Origin of the sequence: Alcaligenes sp. PF14 (assembly GCF_037150615.1) — a bacterium.
In the GTDB taxonomy this organism is placed as follows: domain Bacteria; phylum Pseudomonadota; class Gammaproteobacteria; order Burkholderiales; family Burkholderiaceae_B; genus Alcaligenes; species Alcaligenes phenolicus.
The window spans coordinates 141,103-166,714 of sequence record NZ_JBAGRS010000004.1; the positions used below are offsets into that span (position 1 = coordinate 141,103).

General features: G+C 56.0%; 23 protein-coding genes, 1 pseudogene and 1 riboswitch. Of the genes and pseudogenes, 15 read left to right on the forward strand and 9 right to left on the reverse strand.

Annotated elements, in window-relative coordinates; translation table 11 throughout:
* Positions 1-201: 201 nt before the first annotated feature.
* Positions 202-280, forward strand: a riboswitch (SAM riboswitch).
* The 4 genes from metX (at position 270) to WFM49_RS10120 (ending at position 4,013) form a co-directional block, all read left to right on the forward strand.
* Complete coding sequence (gene metX / locus WFM49_RS10105) at positions 270-1,514, forward strand: homoserine O-succinyltransferase MetX (RefSeq protein ID WP_009462664.1); 1,245 nt, start codon at positions 270-272, stop codon at positions 1,512-1,514. (Overlaps the previous riboswitch by 11 nt.)
* Positions 1,511-2,140, forward strand: a complete 630-nt coding sequence (gene metW / locus WFM49_RS10110; RefSeq protein ID WP_336973041.1) for a methionine biosynthesis protein MetW — start codon at positions 1,511-1,513, stop codon at positions 2,138-2,140. Before metX ends, metW begins: the two co-directional genes overlap by 4 nt.
* Positions 2,141-2,157: 17 nt before the next feature.
* The gene (locus tag WFM49_RS10115; protein ID WP_254499984.1) at positions 2,158-3,387 is read left to right on the forward strand and encodes a muropeptide transporter; all 1,230 of its coding nucleotides are present in this window, start codon (positions 2,158-2,160) and stop codon (positions 3,385-3,387) included.
* 8 nt (positions 3,388-3,395) lie between these two features.
* Positions 3,396-4,013: a trimeric intracellular cation channel family protein gene (locus WFM49_RS10120; RefSeq protein WP_009462658.1), complete on the forward strand. Its 618-nt coding sequence runs from the start codon at positions 3,396-3,398 to the stop codon at positions 4,011-4,013.
* A gap of 20 nt (positions 4,014-4,033) precedes the next feature.
* Here the strand turns inward: WFM49_RS10120 and WFM49_RS10125 are convergent, their stop codons facing one another.
* From WFM49_RS10125 to WFM49_RS10140, 4 genes are all read right to left on the reverse strand, one after another.
* On the reverse strand, positions 4,034-4,768 hold the full coding sequence (locus WFM49_RS10125; RefSeq protein WP_021447054.1) for an LrgB family protein: 735 nt from the start codon (positions 4,766-4,768) through the stop codon (positions 4,034-4,036).
* On the reverse strand, positions 4,768-5,118 hold the full coding sequence (locus tag WFM49_RS10130) for a CidA/LrgA family protein (protein ID WP_009462654.1): 351 nt from the start codon (positions 5,116-5,118) through the stop codon (positions 4,768-4,770). The genes WFM49_RS10125 and WFM49_RS10130 overlap by 1 nt, the downstream gene beginning before the upstream one ends.
* Before the next feature lie 145 nt (positions 5,119-5,263).
* Entirely contained in the window at positions 5,264-5,761 is a 498-nt protein-coding gene (locus tag WFM49_RS10135; RefSeq protein ID WP_336973045.1) for a RidA family protein, read from the reverse strand.
* A gap of 92 nt (positions 5,762-5,853) precedes the next feature.
* Positions 5,854-6,231, reverse strand: a complete 378-nt coding sequence (locus WFM49_RS10140) for a RidA family protein (protein ID WP_009462650.1) — start codon at positions 6,229-6,231, stop codon at positions 5,854-5,856.
* A gap of 117 nt (positions 6,232-6,348) precedes the next feature.
* Between WFM49_RS10140 and WFM49_RS10145 the strand changes: the two genes are divergently transcribed.
* The 8 genes and pseudogenes from WFM49_RS10145 to WFM49_RS10175 all read left to right on the forward strand — a co-directional run bounded on the left by WFM49_RS10145 (position 6,349) and on the right by WFM49_RS10175 (position 18,167).
* Positions 6,349-7,224 carry an ATP adenylyltransferase family protein gene (locus WFM49_RS10145; protein WP_336973049.1) on the forward strand — a complete coding sequence of 292 codons (876 nt, stop codon included), beginning with the start codon at positions 6,349-6,351 and terminating at the stop codon, positions 7,222-7,224.
* A gap of 332 nt (positions 7,225-7,556) precedes the next feature.
* Positions 7,557-8,336, forward strand: coding sequence for a response regulator transcription factor (locus WFM49_RS10150; protein ID WP_250756633.1), 780 nt, complete (start codon positions 7,557-7,559; stop codon positions 8,334-8,336).
* Between the two features lie 278 nt (positions 8,337-8,614).
* Positions 8,615-8,734, forward strand: a pseudogene (locus WFM49_RS18645) (ESPR domain-containing protein); the annotation flags it as partial.
* Between the two features lie 111 nt (positions 8,735-8,845).
* The gene (locus WFM49_RS10155; protein WP_336973051.1) at positions 8,846-14,263 is read left to right on the forward strand and encodes a YadA-like family protein; all 5,418 of its coding nucleotides are present in this window, start codon (positions 8,846-8,848) and stop codon (positions 14,261-14,263) included.
* 107 nt (positions 14,264-14,370) lie between these two features.
* Positions 14,371-14,940 (forward strand): SecDF P1 head subdomain-containing protein, encoded by a 570-nt coding sequence (locus WFM49_RS10160; protein WP_152978318.1) that lies wholly within the window; start codon positions 14,371-14,373, stop codon positions 14,938-14,940.
* 42 nt (positions 14,941-14,982) lie between these two features.
* The gene (locus WFM49_RS10165; RefSeq protein WP_009462640.1) at positions 14,983-15,780 is read left to right on the forward strand and encodes a winged helix-turn-helix domain-containing protein; all 798 of its coding nucleotides are present in this window, start codon (positions 14,983-14,985) and stop codon (positions 15,778-15,780) included.
* Between the two features lie 527 nt (positions 15,781-16,307).
* Positions 16,308-18,011, forward strand: coding sequence for a sodium:solute symporter family protein (locus WFM49_RS10170; protein WP_021447052.1), 1,704 nt, complete (start codon positions 16,308-16,310; stop codon positions 18,009-18,011).
* A 33-nt stretch (positions 18,012-18,044) separates the two neighbouring features.
* Positions 18,045-18,167 carry a putative transporter small subunit gene (locus tag WFM49_RS10175; RefSeq protein WP_009462638.1) on the forward strand — a complete coding sequence of 41 codons (123 nt, stop codon included), beginning with the start codon at positions 18,045-18,047 and terminating at the stop codon, positions 18,165-18,167.
* 217 nt (positions 18,168-18,384) lie between these two features.
* Here WFM49_RS10175 and WFM49_RS10180 read toward each other — a convergent pair whose 3' ends face one another.
* The 3 genes from WFM49_RS10180 to WFM49_RS10190 all read right to left on the reverse strand — a co-directional run bounded on the left by WFM49_RS10180 (position 18,385) and on the right by WFM49_RS10190 (position 20,541).
* The gene (locus tag WFM49_RS10180) at positions 18,385-19,044 is read right to left on the reverse strand and encodes a LysE family translocator (RefSeq protein WP_336973056.1); all 660 of its coding nucleotides are present in this window, start codon (positions 19,042-19,044) and stop codon (positions 18,385-18,387) included.
* A 1-nt stretch (position 19,045) separates the two neighbouring features.
* A complete protein-coding gene (locus tag WFM49_RS10185; protein WP_009462634.1) occupies positions 19,046-19,780 on the reverse strand; it encodes a 2OG-Fe(II)-dependent halogenase WelO5 family protein in 735 nt (244 codons plus the stop codon).
* A gap of 125 nt (positions 19,781-19,905) precedes the next feature.
* Positions 19,906-20,541 (reverse strand): threonine--tRNA ligase, encoded by a 636-nt coding sequence (locus tag WFM49_RS10190; protein ID WP_250756636.1) that lies wholly within the window; start codon positions 20,539-20,541, stop codon positions 19,906-19,908.
* 86 nt (positions 20,542-20,627) lie between these two features.
* Here WFM49_RS10190 and WFM49_RS10195 point away from each other — a divergent pair, with 86 nt between their 5' ends.
* Entirely contained in the window at positions 20,628-21,569 is a 942-nt protein-coding gene (locus WFM49_RS10195; protein WP_336973060.1) for a LysR family transcriptional regulator, read from the forward strand.
* Here the strand turns inward: WFM49_RS10195 and WFM49_RS10200 are convergent.
* Positions 21,566-22,090: a carboxymuconolactone decarboxylase family protein gene (locus WFM49_RS10200; protein WP_026484105.1), complete on the reverse strand. Its 525-nt coding sequence runs from the start codon at positions 22,088-22,090 to the stop codon at positions 21,566-21,568. The two genes, WFM49_RS10195 and WFM49_RS10200, sit on opposite strands and share 4 nt — an antisense overlap.
* A gap of 103 nt (positions 22,091-22,193) precedes the next feature.
* Complete coding sequence (locus WFM49_RS10205) at positions 22,194-23,519, reverse strand: aspartate aminotransferase family protein (protein ID WP_022983376.1); 1,326 nt, start codon at positions 23,517-23,519, stop codon at positions 22,194-22,196.
* Positions 23,520-23,674: 155 nt separating this feature from the next.
* Between WFM49_RS10205 and WFM49_RS10210 the strand changes: the two genes are divergently transcribed.
* Complete coding sequence (locus tag WFM49_RS10210; RefSeq protein WP_235484291.1) at positions 23,675-24,562, forward strand: MurR/RpiR family transcriptional regulator; 888 nt, start codon at positions 23,675-23,677, stop codon at positions 24,560-24,562.
* Between the two features lie 5 nt (positions 24,563-24,567).
* Positions 24,568-25,605, forward strand: a complete 1,038-nt coding sequence (locus tag WFM49_RS10215; protein ID WP_009462624.1) for a C45 family autoproteolytic acyltransferase/hydolase — start codon at positions 24,568-24,570, stop codon at positions 25,603-25,605.
* Positions 25,606-25,612: the final 7 nt, after the last annotated feature.

The window sequence follows — 25,612 nt, forward strand, 5'->3', positions numbered from 1 at the left end:
TAAAGCCATTCCTCATGCATTCGTGGTAGACGTCGGGCCAATGTACTCAAATTTAGCTTAGCTGGCAGACAAATGTGCATGAAAATAATGATGTAAATCAAAGCATTGTCTTTTCTCTGACGTTACCGTTGCCCAGAGTTCTGAATCGATCCTGGCTGGTCGATTTGGACGCCGCGCCGCAGCGATGCTAGAATTTTGTCTTATACGTTTTGCGCCGATTTGCCTGATCCGCTTGCGGGCGCTCCATAAATCCAGCTAAAGAGGTCCTGATGGCCACTGATTCCGTCCCTAGCGCCGACACTGGCGCCCTTAGCCCATCCTGCGGTTTGATCCCCGAAGGTTCTGTGGGCCCTGTACATGCCGAACTGATCGCCTTTGACGAACCCCTGCATCTGCGCAGTGGGCAAGTGCTGCCCAGCTACGAGCTGGCAGTCGAAACCTACGGCACCCTGAACGAAGAACGCAACAATGCGGTGTTGGTGTGTCATGCACTCAATGCCTCGCATCACGTTGCCGGTTATTACGACGACGATCCTAAAAGCATTGGCTGGTGGGACAATATGGTCGGCCCCGGCAAAGCCGTTGATACGGATCGTTTTTTTGTCATCGGGGTCAACAATATCGGCTCCTGCTTTGGCTCTACCGGCCCGTCCAGCATCAATCCGGCCACTGGCAAACCCTGGGGCTCCGAGTTTCCCGTTTTGACGGTAGAAGACTGGGTGCGTGCCCAAGCCCGTCTGGCCGACTACTTTGGCATTCGCAAGTTTGCGGCCGTTATGGGTGGCTCCCTGGGTGGCATGCAGGCCCTGAGCTGGGCCATCAGCTGCCCGGAGCGCGTGGAAAACTGCGTGGTCATTGCCAGTACCCCGCGCCTGTCGGCCCAGAACATCGCTTTTAACGAAGTGGCCCGCAGCGCCATTTTGTCCGACCCGCAGTTTCACGGTGGTAATTATTACGAGCACGGTGTGGTGCCCAAGGCTGGCCTGGGTGTTGCTCGCATGGTGGGCCACATCACCTACCTGTCCGACACCGTCATGGCCGAGAAGTTTGGCCGCAACCAGCGTGCCCCAGCCCAGGGCGGCGAGTATCACTACAACTACGGCGTGGAATTCGAGGTCGAGTCCTATCTGCGTTATCAAGGCGAAAAGTTCTCGCGTTACTTTGACGCCAATACCTATCTGATCATCACCCGTGCGCTGGATTACTTTGATCCGTCGCGCCAGCACCAGGGGGACCTGGTCAAGGCGCTTGAAAAGGTGCAGGCCAAATTCCTGCTGGTGTCTTTCACCACGGATTGGCGTTTCTCGCCCGAGCGCTCGCGCGAAATCGTGCAGGCTTTGTTGCGCAACCAGCGCGAGGTCACTTATGCCGAAATTGATGCTCCGCACGGACACGATGCTTTCCTGCTTGAGGACCCTCGTTATCATGCCGTTGTGCAGGGATACTATGACCAGATTGCCGCTAATTTGGGCTTGCCTGCGCGCACCCGTACTACAGGGGTGTTGGCCGAATGACTAAGCCGCAAACTCAGGTGGATGCCGCCATGTTAAGACCGGACTTGCTGCGCATTGCGCAGTGGATTGAGCCAGGTTCGCGTGTGCTGGATCTGGGCTGTAACGATGGCACCTTGTTGGCGCATCTGCGTGACACGCGCCAGGTTGTCGGAACGGGGGTGGAGCTGAACGACCAGTTTGTGATTGCCTCGGTACGCCGTGGCGTCAATGTCATTCAGCAGGACTTGGAAAAAGGCCTGGCGCTGTTCAGCGACCAGCAGTTCGATACCGTTGTCCTGTCCAAGACACTGCAATCCATGCACCATACCGAGCACATCCTGCGCGAGATGGCGCGGGTGGCGCGGTATGGTATCGTCTCGTTTCCTAACTTCGGTTATTGGCCGCATGGCTGGAGCATTTTGCGCGGGCGCATGCCAGTCACGGGCGAAATGCCTTACCAGTGGTACAACACGCCCAACATCCATTTGTGCACCATGAAAGACTTTCAGGATCTGGCCCAGGCGGTGGGCGTACGTATTCTTGATCGTGCTGCCTTCAATGGTCGCGACACGGTGCATTTTTTGCCGGGCTGGCGCAGTACCTTGGCCATGTATCGTTTCGAGTCTCCCCATTTTCTTGCTGCTTAGCGCTAATAAGGCCTGACGTGTCACGTGTCTATACCAGTCCCCGAGTCTTGCCTTTGCTGATTCTGGGGTTCGCCAGCGGCCTGCCTCTGGCCCTGGTTTCAGGCACCTTGCAGGCCTGGGCAACAGTTGAAAATGTTTCACTGACCGAGATTGGTTTTCTGACCCTGGTCGGCTCGGCCTACACGCTGAAGTTTCTCTGGGCTCCCCTGATTGATCGCTACGCGCCGCCGTTCATGGGGCGCAGGCGCGGCTGGATTCTTGTCACTCAACTGCTGCTGGCCGCCTCCATTGCGGCCATGGGCCTGTTTTCTCCCTCGGTGAATTTGACCGCACTGGCCTTGCTGGCCGTGTGGGTGGCCTTCTTGTCGGCCACGCAGGACATAGCCTTCGATGCTTATTGCACGGACGTGCTGCAAGCACATGAGCGAGCGGCGGGGGCGGCGGTCAAGGTCATGGGCTATCGCATTGCCATGATTGTGTCTGGCGGTCTGGCCCTGATTCTGGCGGACCGCTGGCTGGGCTGGTCCAACACGTATTTTCTGATGGGTGCCTTCATGGCGCTGTGCGCGCTGGTGACCCTGATTTCACCCGAACCAAAGGAACAAAGCCGTCCGCCGCGCAGTTTGTCAGAAGCTGTGATCGCGCCTTTGGCCGATTTTTTTTCGCGTCCAGGTGCCTGGAGCGTTCTGGCGCTGATTGTGCTCTACAAGCTGGGTGATGCTTTTGCAGGCGCCTTGTCCACCACTTTTCTGATTCGTGCAGCCGGCTTTACCTTGTCCGAGGTCGGCACCATCAACAAGGTGTTTGGCTTGGCTGCTACCGTGGTCGGAGCCTTGATGGGGGGGGCGATCATGGCCCGCCTGGGGCTATACCGGGCCTTGATGATTTTTGGTATCTTGCAGGCCGTCTCCAACCTGGGCTATTGGCTGATCGCGATTGAAACCGCGCCATCCATGTGGCTGATGGGGATTGTGGTCGGTCTGGAAAACCTGTGTGGTGGCCTGGGCACAGCGGCTTTTGTCGCTTTGCTGATGGCTTTGTGTAATCGGACCTATTCCGCCACTCAATTTGCGCTGCTGTCGGCCCTGTCGGCAGTGGGGCGTACCTATCTGGCCGGGCCTCTGACGCCTGTGCTGGTCGAATCCCTGGGTTGGCCAGGCTTTTTTATTTGTACCGTCTTTATTGCTGTGCCTGGCTTGCTGATGCTGCGTTGTTATCGGGGTCTTATTCAACAGCTTGATGCGTAAAAAATATCATGCTCTTACTTGTTCTCTACATTATCGCCATCACTGCAGAGGCCATGACCGCAGCGCTGGCCGCGGGCCGTCGTGACATGGATTGGGTGGGGGTCTGTACCATCGCCTGTGTCACCGCTCTGGGCGGTGGCTCGGTGCGGGATGTGCTTTTAGGGCATTACCCGCTGACTTGGGTACAGCATCCTGAATACCTCTGGATCACGGCAGGGGCGGCCATTCTTACGGCTTTGATCGCTCCGATCATGCGGCGTTTGCACAGCCTGTTCCTGCTGCTCGATGCCATGGGACTGGTGGTCTTTACCGTGATTGGCTGTCAGATCGCGCTGGAAATGAAGCTGCCCATTACGGTGGTGCTGCTAAGCGGCATGATTACCGGTTGTGCCGGTGGCGTCTTGCGCGACATCTTGTGTAATGACATCCCCTTGCTGCTACGCAAGGAGATGTATGCCAGCGTATCCATGCTGACCGGCGCTTTGTATCTGGGTGCCCAGCATCTGGACTGGCACCCGTATGTGACCCTGCTGGGTCCCATGATTATCGGCTTGAGTTTCCGTATGCTGGCTCTGCACCGCAATTGGCAGATGCCCCGCTTCGTCTATCGAGACGAGTGGCGCTAGAGCCAGCCTGTCTTGCCGGGTCAGGCCACGCCTAACCAGCGCAGGACTATAGGAACAAAAGGAACCAGCACGGCAGTCATGATCCCGTTCAGGCTCAGGCCAATGGCGGAAAATGCCCCAATCGTTTCGTGAACCTGCAAGGCACGTGCCGTACCAATGGCATGTGCCGTTACACCCACCGCAAAGCCCCGAGCCTCGGGGCGATCAATACGCAGCAAGTTCAACAGCGGGCGCGCCATGATCGTGCCCGCAATCCCGGTAATGGCAACCGCCACAGCAGCCAAGGAAGGCTGACCGTCAAATTGTTCTGCCAGGGCCATGGCAATCGGCATGGTGGCCGAGCGTGGGGCAACCGACATGATGGTTTCAATTGATCCGCCCAAAGCCCAGGCAATCAGGACCGTGCTGAAAATAGCGGTAACCGAGCCAATGATCAGGGCAATGGTCAGCGGCTTCCAGATCTTGCGCAGCTGACGCAGTTGACTGTAGAGCGGTACAGCCAGGGCGACGGTTGCCGGTCCAATCAGGAAGTGAATGAACTTGGCCCCTTCAAAGTAAACGGGGTAAGGCGTGCGGGTCAGCAAGAGCAGGGCCACAATCACAACGACCGAGACCAGAATCGGCAACAAAAAGGGGCTACTGCCCGACTGGCGGTACATCCAGACCGAGCCTGCGTAGACCGAGCAGGTCAAGGTCAGCCACAGCAGGGGCGAGCTGGATAAAAAGACCCAGATTTGAAAAAGTCCGTCCGTCATTATTCTTCTTCCTGACGATTCTTAAGCAGACGATTGAGCACCAGGGCTGTGACCACCATGGTGATGACGGTGCCGCCCAGGGTGGCGATCAAAAAGGGCTGCCATTCCTCGGCCACCCGATCAAAATACAACATCACGCCAGTGACAGCGGGGATGAACAGCAGCATCAGGTTCTGCAGCATGACACTGGCCGTGCTCTCCAAAGAGCTGGGCACGCCGCCTCGAATCAGCAAGGCGGCAGTCAGAAGCAGCATGCCGGCCAAAGGGCCTGGCAATGGCAAGGACAAGGTCTGCACCAGGATCTCGCCTAATAGCTGAAAGGCGAATAGGGCAGTAATCGCGTAGATCATGAGAGTTTCCGTAAAGGCACGAAAACGCCAGGCGGCAAGCCTGGCGTGGGTAAAGGGTCTGGCTAAGGGTGTTAGTGTGCCATACAAGATAGCCAGGCTGTAAGCGGGCTGCTTATATCGAATTACCTATAGTAAGTGGCCTGCATCAATGCTTGGCGGGGCTGTTTTGCGCACCCATCCAGGCCTGAACCTCGATTTCCACATCCACACCACCCGCCAGTTTGGCTTGTACCAGAGAGCGGGCCGGGAAGTTGCTGCCCAGGCGTTCTTTATAGATTTTGTTGAATTGCTCGTACAAGGCAATATCAGATAAATAGACCGTGGCTTTGATGACATGGCTGAAGTCGGCACCTGCCAGCTTCAGGGTCTCTTCAATCCGGTCCAGCGTGGCATTGGTTTGATCTTCAATGCTGCCGCGTATGATTTCGCCTTTTTCATTCAGCGGGATTTGTCCCGACAGGAATAGAAAGTCCCCGGCCTGCACGGCGCGGGAAAAAGGCATGTCCGAGTCGCCCAGATAGCGTTTGATCGCAGTCGGTTCTGCGGTTTTGCCCGTGTTGGCGGCATAGGCGAGGTTGCTGGCGCCAAGACCTAAGGCAGAACAAGCCAGCAAAATGTGACGGGCCGAAGCAAAAAAACGCATCAGGATTCTCCTTGGACTAGGGGAATTCAGTGTGCCATAGCCAGGGCCAGGCAGCGTTAATTTGTGTGACGGCCCGTCGGCCTGAAGGCTGCTTAGGCGCGATCGCCCAGCCAGGCCTGCACTTCGATTTCTACGTCTACGTTTTTGGCCAGCTTGGCTTCAACCAGCGAGCGGGTAGGCAGGGTGTCGCCAAAGCGCTCGGCGTAGACTTTGTTGAAGTCGGCAAACAAGGCCATGTCGGATAACCAGACAGTGGCTTTGACTACATCGGCCAGGGTGGCGTCAGCCAGAGCCAGGCCTTCGATCAGGCGATCAAAGACGGCGTGGGTCTGGTCCTGGATGGAACCGCGCACCACTTCACCTTGGGCGTCGTAAGGAATCTGGCCGGACAAGAACAGAAAGCCGCCAGCCATGGTGGCACGCGAGAAGGGTAGTGGCAGTGGGCTGGCAATACGGCGGATACCGGACATGGAATACTCCTGATAGGGATGGTGGAAAATTCGGACTAGGCAGCAATGCGCGTTTATTCGCGTCTCTTGCCTACAATAAGGCGTCACTATACAACTTCAAATGAGGAGCGAGACGACGTGAGCAAGGAAATTTTGCAACGCCTGGACCAACTGAGCCAGGCCGCGCTGGCCAGCGGTGATTTGTTGCCCGTGCAAGCTCAGGAAGAGCTGCTGCACGATCAGGGGCTGACATTTTTTGTGCGTTGGGTATCCACTCTGGCGGCCAAGGATGCCGCCAGCGTCTCGATTCCAGGTGGACCACGTGACCCCAACTTCAATCCCTTTTTGCCACCTGCTCCGGCACTGACAGTGGATGACGCCAGTAGTACGCACAATATCGTGCTGAACAAGTTTGCCGTCTGTGATCTGCATCTTGTGCTGGCCGACAAGGTGTTTTCCGAGCAGCTCAGCCCGTTGCGCGAGATTGATTTCCGAATTCTGGCGGATTTCCTGGCTGTGCAAGGCGGTCTGGGCTTTTATAACGGCGGTGGCCCGGCTGGGGCCAGTCAGCGTCATAAACATACACAATGGATTCCGCAGGCGGCTAGCAACGGCTCGCTGGCCCTGTATCTGGACAAGCTCCCCACCCAGGCTGCGGCAGGCAGTGCGCATCAACATTCCGCGCTGGCTTTTGAACACTGTTTTGTGCGTTTGCAGGATGCGCAGGAGCCGGAAGTCTTGGCAGCCAGTCTTTTGAGCTCGTACCGAAACGCCTGCAATGAGTTGGGATTGGAACCGGCAGGAGATGGCTTGCTGCCGCCACATAATATGCTGGCAGGTCAGGGGTGGATGCTGGTGGTGCCCCGCAGCGTGGAGTTAGTTGACGGTATCTCGGTCAATGCACTGTCGTATGCAGGCTGCATTTATGTGCGCACCCCCGAGCAAATAGATCTGGTCCGCCAAATTGGCCCACTGGGTGTGCTGGCTCGTGCAGGCTATGCTCGCCGCGCCTGATTCTTGGGTTTGACCCAGCTGGACACGATGAACCCCGCTACAGCGGGGTTTTTATTTGGATTTTCCGTAGCTTTATGAATCTATATTTACTCTTTAGAAACAAAAATAAAATATGGATGTTTAATGCAGGTTTAATTTCTATTCGTTGCGGTTTGCTAAGCAATTAATGGGTGTTTAAAGAAAGAAATTGAAATAGTGTAACTTTTGTTTTTGGAAATTAAGTAAATAGGGGGTTTAAGAAAAATAGCTCATTTATAAGCAAGTCTTCTTGATTATTAGAATTTGTTCTAATTTGGAGTAATACGGCCTGTCTGATCTTGGGTGGATAGCTTATGCACGTCTCGTCTGAAGCTCATATTCTATTTATTGCTCCGGAACCGGCCGGTGTTGCAGACTTGCTGGTTTTATTACGCACTAATTTTGGTCGAATCAGTTTTGCGCTGGATGCGCAACAAGGTCTGGCTCGATGCCAGTCTCTGCGGCCTGATTTCATCTTGAGTGAATATCATCTACCTCGCTTGCGCGGGGATTCTTTCATGCGTCTGTTGCGCGCCAACCCGCAGACGGCGGCTATCCCTGTCGTATTTCTGTCGGCCTTGTCGTGTGCTGACAGCCAGTTGATGGCGTTGCGCAGTGGTGCTCGTGACTTCATCGATTATCGAACGAATGTGCAGTTGGTACTGGAACGGATTCGTTTGCATCTGAGTTTGAAGGAGATGCCTCAAGCGGGTGGTTCTCATGATTCCCCTTCTAGCCTGGAGGCTTGTCATGGGCTGCAGGTGCGCCATCATTTGGTGCAGGCTGTGCAGCAGTACGTGCTTCACAATCTGTCTGAGCCCCTGAGCACAGAGAGTCTGGCCGACTTGTTCGGGACGACGGGTAGACGCCTGAATGAGCTTTTCAAGACAAGCTGCGGCTTGACTGTGCATGATTACGTGCGTTCCAGCCGGATGAGATATGCCATGCATTTGCTCAGGGGCACGGATATAGCTGTCACGAACGTGGCGGTTGAGGCCGGTTATGTGAACCCTGCCAATTTTGCTACTGCCTTCAGGCAGTACAGCGGCTTGTCACCCTCAGTCTACAGGCAGCAGAACAGAACTAATATTTAGAGCTAAATTTAAATTGATGATTCAATGAAAGCTCATGTTTTGCAATAATTCAAACGGCTAACGTAAGAATTCAAAAGTAATTATTAAAAGTTGGTAAGAGAATAAAAAATATCCGAATAGGTGTAAGGGTTCGGTAAGACTTTTCTGAGTAATAAATTTCAATTTATCGCCATAACGAGGTGAGGGGCTGTGCTGTGCCTTGAAACTTTGTTACGCCAGCGCGAGGAATGAGCTCAGGGGGGCAGACATGACTAATTACTTTTGTAAGCGAACAGATCATGAACAGAATCTATAAGTCGGTTTGGAACGAGCGGACAGCAACCTTTGTGGCTGTTGCGGAAAATACCAAAACCTGCGGTAAGCGCAGCAGCGCAGGGTGCAGTGCATCGCCAGCTTTTGCAGGCTTGCGACCGGTCCTGCAGTTGCGCTCAGTTGTTCTGTCTTTACTGCTCCTGGGTGGACTTTCCTCTCCTGTTACCGCCCAGATAACAGACGGTTGGGAGCTTAGCGTGGATGGGGCCACTCCCTTCCATGTTATTCCGGGTGGGGCGTTCGTCCTGAGTTCGGGCAGTAATATGGTCTTGACCCAGACAGGTCAGGCCGTCTCTGTTGCATTGAGCTCTGACCTTAATGTGGACTCTGTCACGGCCACTGGCGCAATCAAAGGGGCGAGTGGGGAATTCACTGGGCAGTTAAGCGCGGGCTCAGCCGTCTTGCAAGGCGGATTACAGGCAAGCTCTGCGGCTATTACCAATACTGTGACGGCTGGTAATGTGAACACCGGTGGTTTGACAGTTGCAGGCAACAGTAGCTTGCACGGGGTGAATGTAAATAACAACAAAATCACTGGCTTGGCGGATGCGACAGTCAGCGCTGCCAGCACGGAGGCAGTGTCTGGCAAGGTTTTGTATGGTGCGTTGAACTCGGGCGATGGAATGAAATATTTCCATAGTAAGTCAACCAAGGCCGATTCAGTGGCCAGTGCAGCGGATGCGCTGGCTATCGGTCCGCAGGCTTTAGCCTCCGGTGAGGCAGCTTTGGCGGCGGGGCTGCAGTCCCAGGCTGCGGGCAAGGAATCGGTTTCCCTGGGTGCTCGTGCTGGAGTCGACAACACGGTTGTCAATGGGGTGATGATTGGCAGTGATGCCGGGATACAGAGCAAAGGCAATGGCTTGGTTGCTTTGGGTAACAAGGCGGGTCAGCGGCTGGAAGGTAACAATAATGTAGCAATTGGTAATGCGGCGGCCAGCTTGGTCGATCCTCTGGAAGTCGACAACACGGTTGCGGTTGGTAATCAAGCCCAGGCCAAGGCAACTGGAGCTATTGCGGTGGGCAATAGCGCGAATGTAGGTTTGTTGGCGACCAATGCAATTGCATTGGGGCACAACTCCACCGTTGCGCAGGATGCTGCCGGGGCAACGGCGGTGGGTTCAGGAGCAAGGGTTTGGGGCGTCGCTGGTACCGCAATGGGCACTGGTGCAAGTAGTTCCGGGACAGGATCCACAGCGATTGGTAACGTGGCCGAGGCATCCGGTAGTGCTGCTTTTGCCGGGGGGAGTGGCTCCAAGGCATTCGGTAGTAATTCGGTGGCAGTAGGCGCAGGGGCGATGAGTAACACCACTTCAGGTGTGTCTATTGGAGAAGGCGCCGGCTCGAATGCGGGTACACCGGTGATTGGCAACCGCTTCGGTCAAGTGGCTGTAGGGGGGCTGGCAGGGCAGGGAGTATATGGTGGTTATAACGTCGCTCTTGGCTACAAATCAGGTAGTGATATCACGGGCGACGATACGGTTTCTATTGGACGGGAGGCGGGCAACAAGCTTACTGGCGACCGTACGGTCAGCATTGGCTACGGTGCCAATAATCTGCCCGGTCAAACGGGTTCAGGCAGCCCGGTTGCCCCACCCGTGAAAGCGGCACATGCAGTCTCCATTGGTGAGCGGTCTCGTTCAGGTGCAGATGGCTCTATTGCATTGGGTTCCATGGCTACCGTCGTTGATTACGATATTGGCGGCATTGCGATTGGTAATCAGGCATTGGTTTATGCGGGTACTTCAACCAATGCGGCTGCAGGTGGAATTGCGTTGGGCGATCAGGCTCATGTCACGCATGCCAATAGCGTTGCAATTGGTGCCAATTCGAGGTCCGTCCAGACAGTGGGAGCGGGTTACGGTTCCGCATCTGGGGCATTGTTACCTTCATCCAGTGTGTCAATTGGCACGGTAGGAGGGGAGCGTCGCTTAAGCAATTTGGCTGCTGGCCGTTTGGATACGGATGCAGTCAATGTCAGTCAGCTCAAGCTGCTCCATGGAGATTTAACGGCCATTGTGGGTGGCAACTTGAAATGGGACGCAAACGGGCAGATGACTGGCCCGGCATTTATTATTAAAGACGAAAACGGGAATGATCATACCTATACCTCTATCGGGTCCGCATTTGAGGCCATGCGCACGGGGGTAGCAGGAGCGATTTCGGGACTGTCTGCTGTCACCTACTCCAATGCCGATCGCAGCTTGATTGATCTTGACAGTTCGACAGGAGCACCTGTGCGAATTTCCAATTTGGCCGCAGGGATAGCTGCAGGTGATGCTGTCAACAAAGGACAGTTGGAAGAACTGGAGTCAACGCTGATTGCGAGCCGCCAGCGCTATGTCAGTGTTAACTCCTCCAATAACCCCAATGAAAATAATAACGGTGCCACTGGTGCTGATGCGATAGCCATTGGGGCTGTGGCTCGTGGTTCCGGAACAGGGGCAACGGCGATTGGCTTGAATTCATCAGCGGGTGGGTTGACGCAGGCAAATCTGACCACCGCTATTGGTTCACATACCGAGGCCTCGGGCTTGGGGGCTACCGCCTTGGGCACCTCTGCCACGGCAGCGTCCGAGAGCTCCATTGCCCTTGGTCAGGAGTCGCGGGTATCGGATACGTCGAATTACGCGGTGGCCATTGGCTACAAAGCAGAGGTGATGGGTGATGCGCTGGCGCACGCCAAAGGAGCTGTGGCAATTGGGGAGCAGGCTCGAGTTACCCAGGAAGGGGGGATTGCTTTTGGACGCAATGCCTACGATCAAGCGATAGATGGCATCTCGATTGGTACCAGTTCCAGTGTTGCTCGGGGAGCAACGCAGAGCGTGGCGCTGGGCAGTGGCTCCTCGGCCTCGGGCAGCCAGTCCGTGGCGCTGGGCCATCAGGCTTTTGTGGCAGGCAGTGGCTCCCTGGCCTTGGGGCAAGGCAGCAAGACCCGTGCCAGCAATGCTGTGGGTGCCGGTTCGGATGTCGAGGCTGATGGTCGCCGTTCCATTGCTGTGGGTGACAAGGCCAAAGCCGGCTGGATCGAAGAAAAAACAGGTCCCAATGGCTTGATCGAATACATCATGCACGGTGAAGGGGCGATGAGCGTGGGCGCAGGCTCCAACGCCAAGGAAGATGGTGGCTTGGCCCTGGGCTTCAAGGCCATTTCCGAAGGCCTGGATGCCTCGGCTCTGGGGACTAATGCCCAGGCTTTGGCGGCTGGATCCCAGGTCTGGGGTAAGGATACGCGCGCTTCTGCCGAGAAGTCGCTGGCCATGGGGCAGGGCGCGATTGCCAATGAGACGGCAATTCAGGGTATGGCTCTGGGTGCGGGTGCAACCGTGTCGGCAGCCGGTGCAGTGGCGCTGGGGGCGGGGGCCACAACGAATGCGGCTTACACGTCCTCGACTGCGCGTTATACAGGCACGGTTACCCAGGAAGCCAGGCAGGGTGTGGTATCGATCGGTAATGGTTCAGAAAAACGCCGTATCACCAATCTGGCCGGTGGTCAGGATCTGACTGATGCGGTCAACGTTGCTCAGTTGATCAAGCTGGACCAGGATCTGACGGCCCTGGGGACCAACTACAGCGGCAATAACTTCAGTAGCGGCAACAGCAATACGACGATTCACAAGAATCTGGGGCAACGCCTGGAGATTCTGGGTGGGGCGACGACTGCGGGTAATTACAGCGGTGCCAATCTGCGCACCCAGGTCCTGAATGGTCAGTTGCAGGTACAGATTGCCGAGACCCCGTTCTTCAAGGGTGCTGATATGGGCAGCCAGAAGATCACCAATGTGGCCAAGGGAACCACAGGTACCGACGCGGTGAATCTGAGCCAGTTGACGGACGCCGAAGGTGGCTTGACGGCCAAGGGCATGGAGTTTGCTGCACAAAGCGGTACAGCCGTACATCGTGATCTGGGCCAGACACTGACCATCAAGGGCAGCAATGCCAATCTGAGTACCTCCACAGTGGGGGACGATACAGTGCAAGTGGCTCTGAATGATGATCTGACACTGACCAGCGTCACCACAGGTGATACCGAGATGACGACCGCGGGAGTGAAGGTCAAGGGTGCCACGGGCAAACCTGATGTCATTCTGGGCAATACCGGCTTGACGATCGGGCAAGTCAATCTGACCAATGCCGGTCTGACCGCCTTCAATGTGGTGATCAATGACCAGGGCATCCATGCTGGTAATCAGAAGATTACCGGCGTGGCCAAAGGCGTGGCGCCTACTGATGCGGTGAACGTCAGTCAGTTGGAAGGCCGTGATGATGGTTTGACCGCCAAGGGCATGAACTTTGCGGGCAGCACCGGCACGGCAGTGCATCGTGATCTGGGAGAGACGCTGAAGATTGTGGGCAGCAATAGCAATCTGAGCACCAGTGGCGACGGCGGCGATACCTTGAGCATTGCCTTGAATGACGATCTGGACCTCAAGAGTGTGACCGTGAAAGGCACGGGTGGCGCTCCTGATGTAGTCATGAATAATCTGGGCTTTGCTATCGGGACGAACATTGCCTTGAGCACTGCCGGACTGCGCGCTGGCAACGTGATGGTGTCGGCAACGGACAATGACATTACCGGCTTGAGCAACCGTACCCTGACGGGGGCCAACTTTGGCAAGAGCGGTCGTGCCGCCACTGAAGAGCAACTGGATCTGGTGCGGGGCGAAACCCAGAATCTGGGGGATCGTGCTGTCAAGTACGACCTGAATCCGGACCAGTCAGTGAACTATGGCAAGGTCACCATGGCCGGAGCCGAGTCTACTGATGGCGGTCGTACGGGTGGCACGGGCATCACTAATGTGGCGCGTGGTGATATCTCCGCGAACAGTACCGATGCGGTCAATGGCAGCCAGATTCACGATATGGGTGAAAGCATCGCCAGCGGCATGGGTGGGGGTTCGAAGTTCGAGAACGGCAAGCTGGTTACGGAGCTGAACGTAGGCGATAAAACCTACAACAACGTGAACGATGCTTTGGGTGGCTTGAATACCAAGGTAGAGAACGTGACCGAGCTGGCCAGTGCGGGCTGGAACATCCAGACCAATGGCGATACGGCCAGCAATGTGGCCCCCAAGTCTACAGTGCAGTTCCTTAATGGCGACAACATCGAAATCTCGCGCTCCGGTACGGACGTGACAGTAGCCCTGGCGCAGGACATCAAGGTGAACAGTGTGGTGGCCAAGTCCGTCACTACCAATGAAGTGAAGATTGTCGATGGCCCAACCATGAATCAGCAGGGTATCGACATGCACGACAAGACCATCAGCAATCTGGCCGATGGTCAGGCACCGCAAGATGCCGTCAACGTGCGTCAGTTGAACCAGGCGACCTCCAATATCACCAATCAGTTCAACCATCTGGACCGTCGTATCGACAAGGTGGAGAACCGGGCGAGTGCTGGCGTGGCAGCCGCCATGGCAATGGCCGGTTTGCCGCAAGCCTATGTTCCCGGCAAGAGCATGTTCTCCGTTTCTGGCGGTGTATGGCGTGGTGAAAGTGGCTACGCCATGGGTTTGTCCACGGTGACAGACAGCGGCAGTTGGGTCCTGAAGGGCAACGTTGCGGGATCCTCCCGTGGTGATTACGGTGGCTCGGTGGGTGTGGGGTATCAATGGTAAAGGGGTGAGGGATAAGGGTCGCGTGCCTGGGCACGCGGCCCTTTTTTCTGGGCTATGCCCGGTGTCTTGAACGGGGCCGCAGCGGCGGGTCAAAGCGGAGAGTGAATATGGCGACAACGCATAGTCAAACAGGGCAAGCAGTACTGGGCACGGCGATAGGCATGATGCTGTTTTTACTGGCCGGGTGCCAGACCACAGCAGCAGGAGGCGGGGCTGATTTGAGCCCGCCTGCACTGGCAAGCAACTATGAGCGGGAAGGGGCAGATGGAACACGCAGTTTTTTGGCCTCTCAGACACAGCGCTCGGTGCAGGTTCCTCAAGTAGATTTCTACGTGGGAATGCGCCAAGCCTCCCCCGGTCTGGTGCAAGTGCAGGGACCGCAAGGCCCTCTGTGGTTGTATCCGCAAGTTGTTGTGCAACGCAGCGATTTGACGCGTGTGGCGTCCTTGCGGACCGAACAGGGACAGCATCTTGTTCGATTCCAACTGAATTCTTTGGGCGCGCGTAAGTTGGCCGAGATCAGCTCTGGTAATGTGGGAGCCTTGCTGGTTTTGGTCATGGAAGATCAGGTGGCACAAGTCGCCCGAATTGGCGAGCCCTTGAAGCAGGGGGCTATTTATCTATCCATGCCTGACGACGCAGCAGCACAGCGTTTGTTAAGGCAGGTCCAAGGGTAAAAAAACATAAAGTGCCTGATAGGGCCAGCAAGGGTGAGGACTATGACGGTAGAACAGATTTTTCTGTTGTATGACGACAAGGCTGGTTTGCAGCAGATCGCTTTGGAGTCGGAGCAGTGGGGGGGCAGGATCCAGACGGTAGAGACGATGGAGCAGTGTCTGTCTCAGGCACATGCTTGCGGGGCGGAGACGGTGTTTGCTTTGGTGTGTCAGGCAGACAACGTTTTTTTACACATCAATCGTTTGCGTATGGATTTTCCTGCTGCCGGCGTCATCGTTGTGCGGCGCGACAAAATGGCCGGCCTGGAACGTGGACATTTGTTGCTTGCCGGGGCGGACGCCTGCTTCGATCAGGAGGTTTTGCCGGTGGAGGTGGTCGCTTGCGTGCAGGCCTTGCGCCGGCGTGGTTATGCTCTGCAGCGAAGCTTGCGTGGTTCTCCTGCAGAGCCGGTCAAAGCAGGCAATATCGCTTATAGATCCGAGCAGGAGCCAGATTCCCAGCTTTGGGATTTGATGGAGAATGGCTGGACCATGATCACGCCCAGAGGGCACTCGGTCATGTTGACTCGCGGCGAGCGACGTATTGTCCAGGTTCTCTTTGCTGTCAGCCCCCAAACCGTAGAGCGCGATCGTCTTTTTCCGCTGGAGGACGGGCGGGAGGCAACTGCCCGTTCTGTGGACGTTTTGATCAGTCGCTTGAAACGTAAATTAACCGCCATGGGAGAGGAGCTGCCCATTCGTTCGGTACGCGGGGAAGGCTACGCCTTTGTGGGTAAAGTGCCCGTAGCATGTCAGGAGCTGGCACGCGTGAGCCTTAATAATGATGAGGTCTATGAATGACTCGGAAAGGGCTTGATAGCCCGTTCTCGATGCTGAAACAGCATGATATAGACCCTTAAATTTTAAATATGTATAATTGGTCGCTCTGGTTCATTGAATCAGCTTCTCGAGCAGGCCGTTCAGGTGCGACAAAATTGCATAAAAAAATGACGGCCCGTTCTTCAACAGGTTGTTGCACAACAACCCGGCTTTAGCCCGAAACACCTTGCCCGGCCCTTGGGTCGCGGAACAACCAGCCGACTGTCTCACACGACATCGGCCTGCAACAGAGCGGCTTGTCTCTGGCCATGTTTATTTGCTGTAAGGCCCGCAGACTCGCCGCAATGTGAGGCACTTTGCGCTGTGTCTTGCTTTTTTCTCGCTTTGGCTTGTGCCAAGGGCGGGGGCGTGTGCGCGCGCGTTCGGTTCAAGTGTTTCGGTTCTGGTCCTGGGATGGGTGTCGCCCAGCGCGTTAATGCGGAATCGGCATGCATGCGAGTGAGCCAGGTGGTGCAAGTGGCTCTCGCGCAGAAGAGAAAAGGAAAGACATGCAAGAGGCGGAGTTTTTTACGCTTTCAACCACGACGGCCATATTGTTATTGGTCGGCTTTTATGGCGCGACGTTCCTGATGTCGCTCATGATTGGTCAAAAGAAAGAAAACGTGGACGGATACATGGTATCCAACAGTGCGGTGGGGTTTGGCCTGTCGGCGGCCAGCATGATTGCCACCTGGGTATGGGCGGCGTCGTTTTATGCCAGCGCGACCTCGGGCTTCAAGTACGGGCTATCCGGCCCTCTGCATTACGGGCTATGGGGAGCCTTGATGATCTTGTTCATCTACCCCTTCGGGCGACGTTTTCGCCAGTTGGCCCCGCAGGCACACACACTGGCCGAGGTGCTGCATGCACGGCACGGCTCGTCCAGCCAGATGATTATGGCGATTTCCAACGTGGTAGGCAGTGGTATCAGCCTGATGGTGAACTTCACCGCGGCAGGTGCGTTGGTCTCGATCCTTAGCCCTCTGACATTTATTCAAGGTGTGCTGATTGCGGGTCTGGGCGTCTTGTCCTATACCCTGTGGTCGGGGTTCCGCGCCTCGGTGATGACGGACTTTGCCCAGCTGGTTGCCATGATTTTGTCGGCCGTGGTCATTATCCCGCTGATTTTCTTTAACGCCGGTGGCCCGGAGATGGTGCAGGCCAACTGGTGGCGTCTGGATTCCGAGCAAGCCAACTTCTATTCCACCAAGGCAATTCTGGAGCAGGGGGCGCCGTATTTTGTGGCGGTGCTGGCTTACGCGATTGGTAACCAAACTATTGCCCAGCGCCTGTTCGCCGTACGCGAGGACCTGATCAAACCCACTTTCCTGACGGCCACCATTGGCTATGGTGCCGTGGTGATTGGTCTGGGCATGTTGGGTTTGCTGGCTCTGTTCACCGGCTTGCAGCCTGTGGATGGAAACATGAACAACATCATCCCGCAGATGGCGTCCACCTACTTGCCGCCATTTGGCATTGCCTTGTTCTTCATCCTGGTGGTGGGCTCCTTGTCTTCCACGGCGGACTCGGACCTGGCTGCACTGTCGGCCATTGTGATGACCGACATCTACGCCAAGAACATTGCACGTGGTCGTCCAAAACCAGCCCGCATGTTGTGGTGGGGCCGTATGACCATGGTGGTTGCCACGATGGTGGGTGTGATCTTCGCCAGCCTGAAGCTGGATATTCTGGTCATGCTGGTGTTTGTGGGTGCGTTGTGGGGCGCGATTGTGTTCCCGGTCATTGTCAGCTTTTACTGGGATCGTGTTACCAACAAAGCCTTTAGCTGGTCGGTGTTGTGTGCCGTCGTGCTGTTTACGATCGTGCGTTTCGAGCTGATTCCTATCGAAGGTGCGGTCGCCGTGTTCTACGAGATTACCGCTTCGATTGGTGGCGGTGTGGTTGCCGGTCTGATGGCTTTTGCCTTCTTCCGCAGCCGTATTGCGATTGCGGTGGGGGTGATTGCCACTGCGATTCTTTTGCCCAACTTCATTGGCTTCTTGCGTGAGTACATTGTTTTGCTGGGTTCCCTGACCGCCTATGGCGTTAGCGCTGTGGTGTGTGTGGCCATCAGCTTGCGTAGTCAGGAACGTTTTGATTTCTCTGTGCTTGCCGAGCGTGTGCAGTCGTTTCACTACGATGACACACCTGCACCGAGCAAGCAGAAAGTTCGGGAGTCGAAACAAGGTGAGCCGGCCTCGGCTCGTGCTTGAGAGTATGAGACAAGACGTTAAAAGGAGAACACTATGCTTATGACGATTTACTTTCTGGTCTGGCCGGTCATGTCGGCCATCATTCTGGTTCTGCTGGTCGGTAACCTGGTACGTGACTGGCGCAACGCCCGCAAGACGGGTGAGTCCATGGTCTAAGGAGTAAAAATCCCCGCCCTGTTTTCAGGGCGGGGATTTTTTTATGATGCGCAGAGCCCAAGCCAAGACCAAAGCGCCGCATAGGTGCCAGACGGTGCTCAGGCCAAGATGGTGAGTACAGGCATGAAGTCAAACCTGTGTGCTGTTTAGCGTCTGATGGTTCTGCTGCGCAGACCTTATCACTCGTAGCCTTGGGCTCCATGGCTTGTTGGCGGGCTTAAAGCAGGATGCGCTGACCGGCATGGATCAGCAGGCGCAGCGAAAACCCCAGCAGTAGAACCCCTGTCACGCGCTCAAACCAGGTCCCCATACGCAGGAATCGCTGACGTACGCGAGGATTGGTAAAGATCAGGCTGACCACAATAAACCAGCCCGCATTAACCAGGCACATCCAGACGCCGTAGAGCATCTGGGTCGTCAAAGGCGTGCTGGCGCTGACCACGGTAGTAAACACGGCCAGAAAGAACAGCGTAGCCTTAGGGTTGGCGGCATTGGTCATGAAGCCCAGCGTCAAGGACTGGCGCACGCTGACAGCAGCGGGTTTGCCATTGTCGGACTCGGCCAGGCTCACTTCCATCGGTGTGCTGGCCTGGCGCAGGAATCCCCAGCCTATATAGAGAAGGTAGGCACCTCCCAATACCTCGGCCACACTCATCAGCCAGGGGGTGGAGTGCAGCAGGGCTCCCACGCCCATCAAGGTATAGATCACATGCACGGAGATTCCGGCGCCAATACCAATGGCAGTGGCAATACCGGCCTGGCGGCCTAGCCGCACACTTTGGCGGATGGTGACAGCAAAATCTGGTCCAGGGGCAATAACGGCCAAAAAATGAATCAAAGCCAGAGTAGCGAACTCTGGCCAATAGGTTTGCAACACGTTAACTCCAGAAGGTCAGCGGCATGGCCGGACCGCGATATCCCACAAAGCAAGACAGGCTCAGGCGCAAATCGCCCTTGCCGGGGGTGACGGCATGCATTTTGCGAGAATTGAAAATAATCAGATCGCCCGGACCGGGGCGTATCTGTACTTCGGGGGTGCCCAACAAATCAGGATGGATGCCATAGCTGTCGCCACGCATTTCATCAAATTCATCCGGGCTCAGTTCGGTTTGCCAGATTTGCAGTTCACCTCCTTGTTCGGGCATTTTCAAATAGACATTGGCGGCCAACTGGCCTTGTAGACTGATGGCCTGGTAATTACCGGGGGCGTCCTTGGCCAAAATGTCGTGATGCGCCAGAAAGCGCACATCGGGTTGCACCACGCGCGACAAACCCACATACATTTTCTTTCCGTACAAGGTCTCCAGTGTGGCTCCGGCAGGCCAGACTTCATCCAGCGTGCAACGCAGCACGTCAATCGGGGACAGGTAGGGGGCGCAGCGGCGGCGCAGTTCGTCGATATTGTCAAAAACCCCCTCGAAATAGGAGGCCATGCGTTCGGGCTGGTTTTCGGCTTCGTAAAAAGCCATGCCAATGCGGCCGATGCTCGGAGCGTTCACATAGCGATCAAAGCCTTTGTCTATGATTTGCTCGCCCAGCTTTTGTGAGGTGGGCGCATCAATGAAGCCGGAGAGGCGGATAGCCAGGAGTTCGCCATTTAGCAGGGACTGCATATGCTCAGTCCGCAATCGTTCGGTCTCTAAATACATATCTCACTTCCCTTGGGGGTTCTAAAAGAATTGTTTTTCTTTTCCGATAATAGCCAAAGCTAATACACTGCCATGGTTTTTATTATTTATTAATTCATCATTTCATAATGAATGCTCAATTCATCTTTTTTGTTTTTTATACGGATTATTTTCAGTCCATTTAATTCGGATGTGTTTTCAACATGTGTGCCGCCGCAGGGGTAGCACCCCAGGCTACCAATCGCAACCTCGCGGAGCCCTTCCTGAAAACTGATGGAAATTGGCTGAGCCAATTGAATCTGTTCAGCACAACGATTGGACAAATCATCCAGAAAGGGGGGCAGAGCATCCTTGGGGTTGCGAAAGACCACCCGTGACTCGCCCCGCCAGTGATGCGCCTTTACGGCCTGCCAGCCTATGCGTTCAACCAGATGGCCGATAAGGTGGCCGGCCGTATGCAGGCGGGCGTGCTCCAGTCGGTGAGCGCGATCAATATGCAGTTCTACGGGCCCCAGCGGCAGGCGCACATGCAGGTAGTGCAGCACGTGACCGTCGCGGTTTTGAGCCACATGCAGGACCTCGTGCCCATTTATCGTGCCTTTGTCGCAAGGCTGACCCCCGCCTTGGGGATGAAATAAGGTTTTATCCAGCCTGACAGCATAACGCTCATTTTCGGAGTGATAACACTCCAGGATTTCCGCTATGCAGGTAAGGCTATTGCTAGTCAAATATAATTTATCTTGCATTTTATTACCTGTAGGTTGGTTTTAAGGCATTGTAGGCATAGTGAGCAGTCCTGATAATTGCAATTCATTGAAATAATTTATTCCCTATGAGCACAAGTAATCTCACTTCCCTGATGAGCGATATGGTGGTTTTTGTCAAAGTGGTGGAGACAGGCAGCTTTTCCGAAGCCTCTCGCCACCTGGGCTATACCCCGTCGGCAGTCAGCCGCTCCATTGCGCGTCTGGAGAAAGGTTTGGGAACGCGGGTATTGCAGCGCACGACGCGTAAATTACGGCTAAGCGACAGTGGCCAGGCGATTTACGAGCATGCCCGTGACATGCTGTCCTGCGCCCAGGCCGCGATGGAGATCTCAGGGCAGTTCCAGACCGAGCCGGAGGGGCAGATACGCTTGAGTGTTCCCAAAGCCGTGGGGCATTTTCTGATTCATCCGCATATGCCGGATTTCCTGGCGGCGCACCCCAAAGTGAATGTGCTGATGAATCTGGATGATCGCTATGCAGACCTGATCGACGATCAGCTGGATCTGGCGATACGCATCACGGATCAGCCGCCGCCCGGTTTGATGGGGCGTCATCTGACGGATATTCGGCATGGCTTGTACGCCAGTCCGGAGTATCTGGCCGAACACAGCCTGCCCGTTCATCCTCAGCAGTTGCGCGAACATAGCTGCATCTACCTGGGCGAGGCACCCAGCGATTCACGTTGGCGTTTCAATAAAGGCGGGCGGGTACTGAATGTGTCGGTTAGCGGGCGCTATGCGGCTAACCATACGGGTGTGCGTCTGGATGCGGTAGAGCGCGGCTTGGGGATAGGCAGTTTGCCCTGCTTTGTGGCCAGGGAGCCGGAGCTGGAAGGGCGTATTGTGCGCGTGCTGGCCGATTGGGAGTTCCGCACGCAGTATTGTGGTGCCTTGTGGGCCTTGTATCCGCCCACCCGCCATTTGCCTCCCAAATTGCGTTTGTTTGTGGAGTTTCTGGCGGGGCGCCTGGGAGGTGGCCGGACGGATGCGCTCAGGGTGCCGTTCTAACGCGAGTCGTCGGAATGAATGTGCAAGGCTTCAAGGAAGCGCGACACCATATTGTAGGTAGCGATGGTGGCGGTCAGCTCAACCGTCAGTTTTTCATCAAAATACTGGCGTACGTCCTGAAAAACAGCGGGCTCCACTTGCACATTCAGAGTCATGGCATCGGTGTAAGCCAGCACAGCACGCTGAATGGGCGTGAAGGCATCGGAGTCTTGCCAGTCGGGCAGGGCATCCAGTTGGGCTTGACTCAGCCCCTCTGCCAGCGCGATAGGGGCATGTTGATCGGCCTCGTAAGGGGCACGGTTCAACAGGGCTACGCGCATGATGACCAGTTCGCGCAGATCGCCCGGCAGGCTGCTGTTGTGGCGTATGCCGGTCAGGTGATTCAGCCAGCCTTTGGCAATGGGTGGGCTGTGCAGCAGCATCTGGTACAGGTGCAAGACGCTGCCGCGCTCTGCAATGATCTGTTCTACCAGTGGGGCGGCGTCGGGGGCTTTCAGGTCAGCATAGGGTAGGCGGGCCATGGTTCTCCTTTATGTATAACTAGCGGTGCCTCTTGCGGCTGGCTTGCCGCAGCGCAGTCAGCAGAGCGTTCTGACTGTTTGTTCGACGCTCTGCTTGACGGGTTTATCGGGGCAGGATGTGTTCGATGGTTTGGGTCAGACGTGTCACGATTTCGTGAATGTCGGCCTCGGTGCAGATAAAGGGCGGTGCCAGCAAGATATGGTCGCCGTGAACTCCATCTATCGTGCCACCCATAGGGTAGAGCATCAAACCTTGGGAAAACGCATGCTGCTTGATCTTGGCGTGGGTTTTCAAGCCAGGGTCCAGCGCTTGCTTGCTGGCCTTGTCTTGCACCAGTTCGACTCCGACAAACAGGCCACGACCACGTATATCACCCACATTGGGGTGGCTGTCCAACGCCTGATGCAGCTCCCGGCGCAATTGCTCGCCGCGCTGACGGACGTTTTCCAGCAACTGGTCTTGCTCAATCACTTGTTGCACGGCTAAAGCACCAGCGCAGGCTGTGGCGTGACCCATATAAGTATGGCCGTGCTGAAAAAAGCCCGAGCCATTCAGGATGGCCTGGTAAATCCGGTCACTGGCCAACATCGCACCAATAGGCTGATAGCCCGCCCCCAGACCCTTGGCAATGGCCATGATGTCCGGCACGACTCCGTCCTCTTCGCAGGCAAACAGATAGCCGGTACGCCCCATGCCCGACATGACTTCATCCAGAATCAGCAGCACGCCGTGCTTGTCGCAGACCCGACGGATCTTTTTCCAGTAATCGCCTACTGGCGCCAAGGCACCAGCGGTCGCGCCCACTACAGTCTCGCCGACAAAGGCCGCGACGTTCTGGGGACCCAGGCTTTGAATCATGTCGTCCAGTTCCTGAGCCAGACGGTCGGCATATTGCTCGGCACTTTCATCACTGCCTTGGTCGCGGTAGGGGTAGCAGGGCGAGACATGCTGGGCCGGAGCCAGTAGAGGCAGGAACGGCTTGCGACGCCATTCATTGCCGCCAATGGCCAAAGCCCCCAGCGTATTGCCGTGATAGCTCTGACGGCGTGCGATGAAAATATGACGCTCGGGCTGGCCAATCTCCACGAAATATTGCCGTGCCAGCTTCAGGCTGGCTTCTACGGCCTCCGAGCCTCCGGACAGAAAGTACACATGGTCCAGGTCACCGGGGGATCGGCTGGTCAAAAAATCTGCCAGGTCCTCGGCAGCCTGGCTGCTGAAAAAGGACGTGTGGGCGTAGGCAATCTGGTCCAGCTGTTGCTTGATGGCAGCGATCACAACAGGGTGGCTATGGCCCAGGCAGGATACGGCCGCGCCACCGCTGGCGTCTATATAAGCGTTGCCATTGCTGTCCACGATGCGGATACCATCACCTTTGACGGCGCAGGGCAAGGTTTGTTTGGGGTTGCGATGAAAGACATGTGTCATGGCGCAGATCCAGAAAGTAGGCCCGGAAGGATTTTCAACGTATGTTGAATATATAATAATACTTTCAACAAATAAATCATCATTGATTTGTCGGGACAGGTGGATAAAGGCCTCACTGTTGCGCCCAGACTGCATTTGCGCCCGATATATACTTGATGTCCCCTTTTGAAGCGTGTTGGCCCATGAACTCCTTGAGCAATCTGACCGAGCGTATTCAGGCAGTGTTTGCCACCATGTCGCCGCAGTTCCAGCAAAGCGCGCGCTATGTGCTGGATCATGCCGATCAGGTGCCCTTGATGTCCATGCGTCAGTTGGCCGCGCAGGCACAGGTGCAGCCTGCCACCTTGCTGCGCTTTGCCCAGTCTTTGGGCTTTGGCGGTTGGGCGGAATTCAAGGCTGTGTTCACCCAGGCGCTGCATGGACAGGGTGCACGGCGTTATGCCGATCAGGCCCGGGCGGTGGTACGCAATCGAAATAAAGAAGATCGCCTGGCGCAGACGCTGACAGCACAAATGGATACTCTGGCGCTGCTGCGCGAGGTGAATGAAGCACGCTTGCCACAGGCTGTGGAATTGCTGAACAAGGCCAAGCGGGTTTTTGTGGCCGGGTTCAGAGCCTCTTTTGCACCCGCTTTTTCCTTTCATTATCAGTACCGTCTGTTCCGGCCCTCGATTGGCTTGTTGCGTGGCGAGTCCGGTACTCTGGATATGGATCTGCGGGCGCTGCAAAAAGGGGATGTGCTGGTCTTGTTCGGTTTTGCACCGTATTCCCAGGAAGCCGTGCTGGCCCATGCAGCGGCCCGACAGGCAGATGCACAAATCCTGGCGATTTGCGACAGCTTGCTTGCCCCTATTGCGCAGCAGGCAGATGCCACATTATTGTTTGGAACCGACAGTCCGTCTTTTTTTCCTTCTCTGGTTGCTGCGCAGGCACTGGTGGAGGTCTTGCTGGAACAGGTTCTGGCCAAGGCGGGCAGTCGTGCTGTCAGCGGTATTGAGTTGGTTGAAAATCAATTGCACCAGTCCGGTGCTTACTGGAAATAGACGCAATGGCTAAGTTGTCCTATCTGGAGTTAAGTGGTGGTCCCAAAGAAATTGGCCATTCTTTGGGACGTTTCGGAGCCCCCGCCGTGCATGCCTACTTGCTGAACTCAGCAGCATGGCAAGGCATCATGCAATCGAAGGGGACGGCTGTAGCCGGTCAGCTGGCTCAGTACACCGAGCGTTATTTCCCCCGAATATGGACCGAGCTCCAGGGCCTGGCATTGGGTCTGGAGCTCCCCTTTGAAGACGTTTTCTTGTGGAATTGCCGGGGCGACTTGTGGGCCATGGCTCCCGATGGTTGCACCACCGTGCAAATGCCCGCCCAGGGCGAACCTCGTCTGGTGCATAACGAAGATGGTGATCCAGGTTTTGCCGGTTACTGCGGGGTGGCCAAATTCATCCCCGACAGCGGCATGTCCTTTGTCTCCTTTCTTTACCCTGCTTCCTTGCCGGGCCACAGCTTTGCAGTGACCCAGGCCGGTTTGGCCATGACGGTGAATAATGTGCGGGCGCGGCATGTGGCCCCAGGGGTGCCGCGCATGGTCCTGACCCGTGCCATGCTGGATCAGCCTGATCTGGATCAGGCAGTAGGGATCTTGCAGGATCACCCACGTTCCGGCGCTTTCCATTTGAGCCTGGCGCAGCGTGGCGATCCACGCTTGCTGAGCGTGGAGTTCAGTGCCGAGGCCGTTTCTGTGCAGACCATTGAGCAAAACCATCTGCACGCCAACCATGCGGTACATCCGTCCATGAAAGGCTTTGAACAGCGTATTACCCGGTCGTCCGAACTGCGGCAGGAGCGTGGGGATCAATTGTTGGCACAAGCCGGTGCTGCGCTTGATCCTTTGACCGTCCTGGCGGATCAGCACCATGCGGAATTTCCGATCTGGCGCTGTGACCCAGCGGACAGTGATGCGGAAAACACCCTGGCTACTGTGGATATTCAGGTGGGCAGCCAGTCCTTGAAGTGGCAGGTCTATGAGGACCCCACGGACGAGCCTGTGCTGAGGTTTGCGGATACCACTCGCATTGATCTGGCCTGAAAAGGAA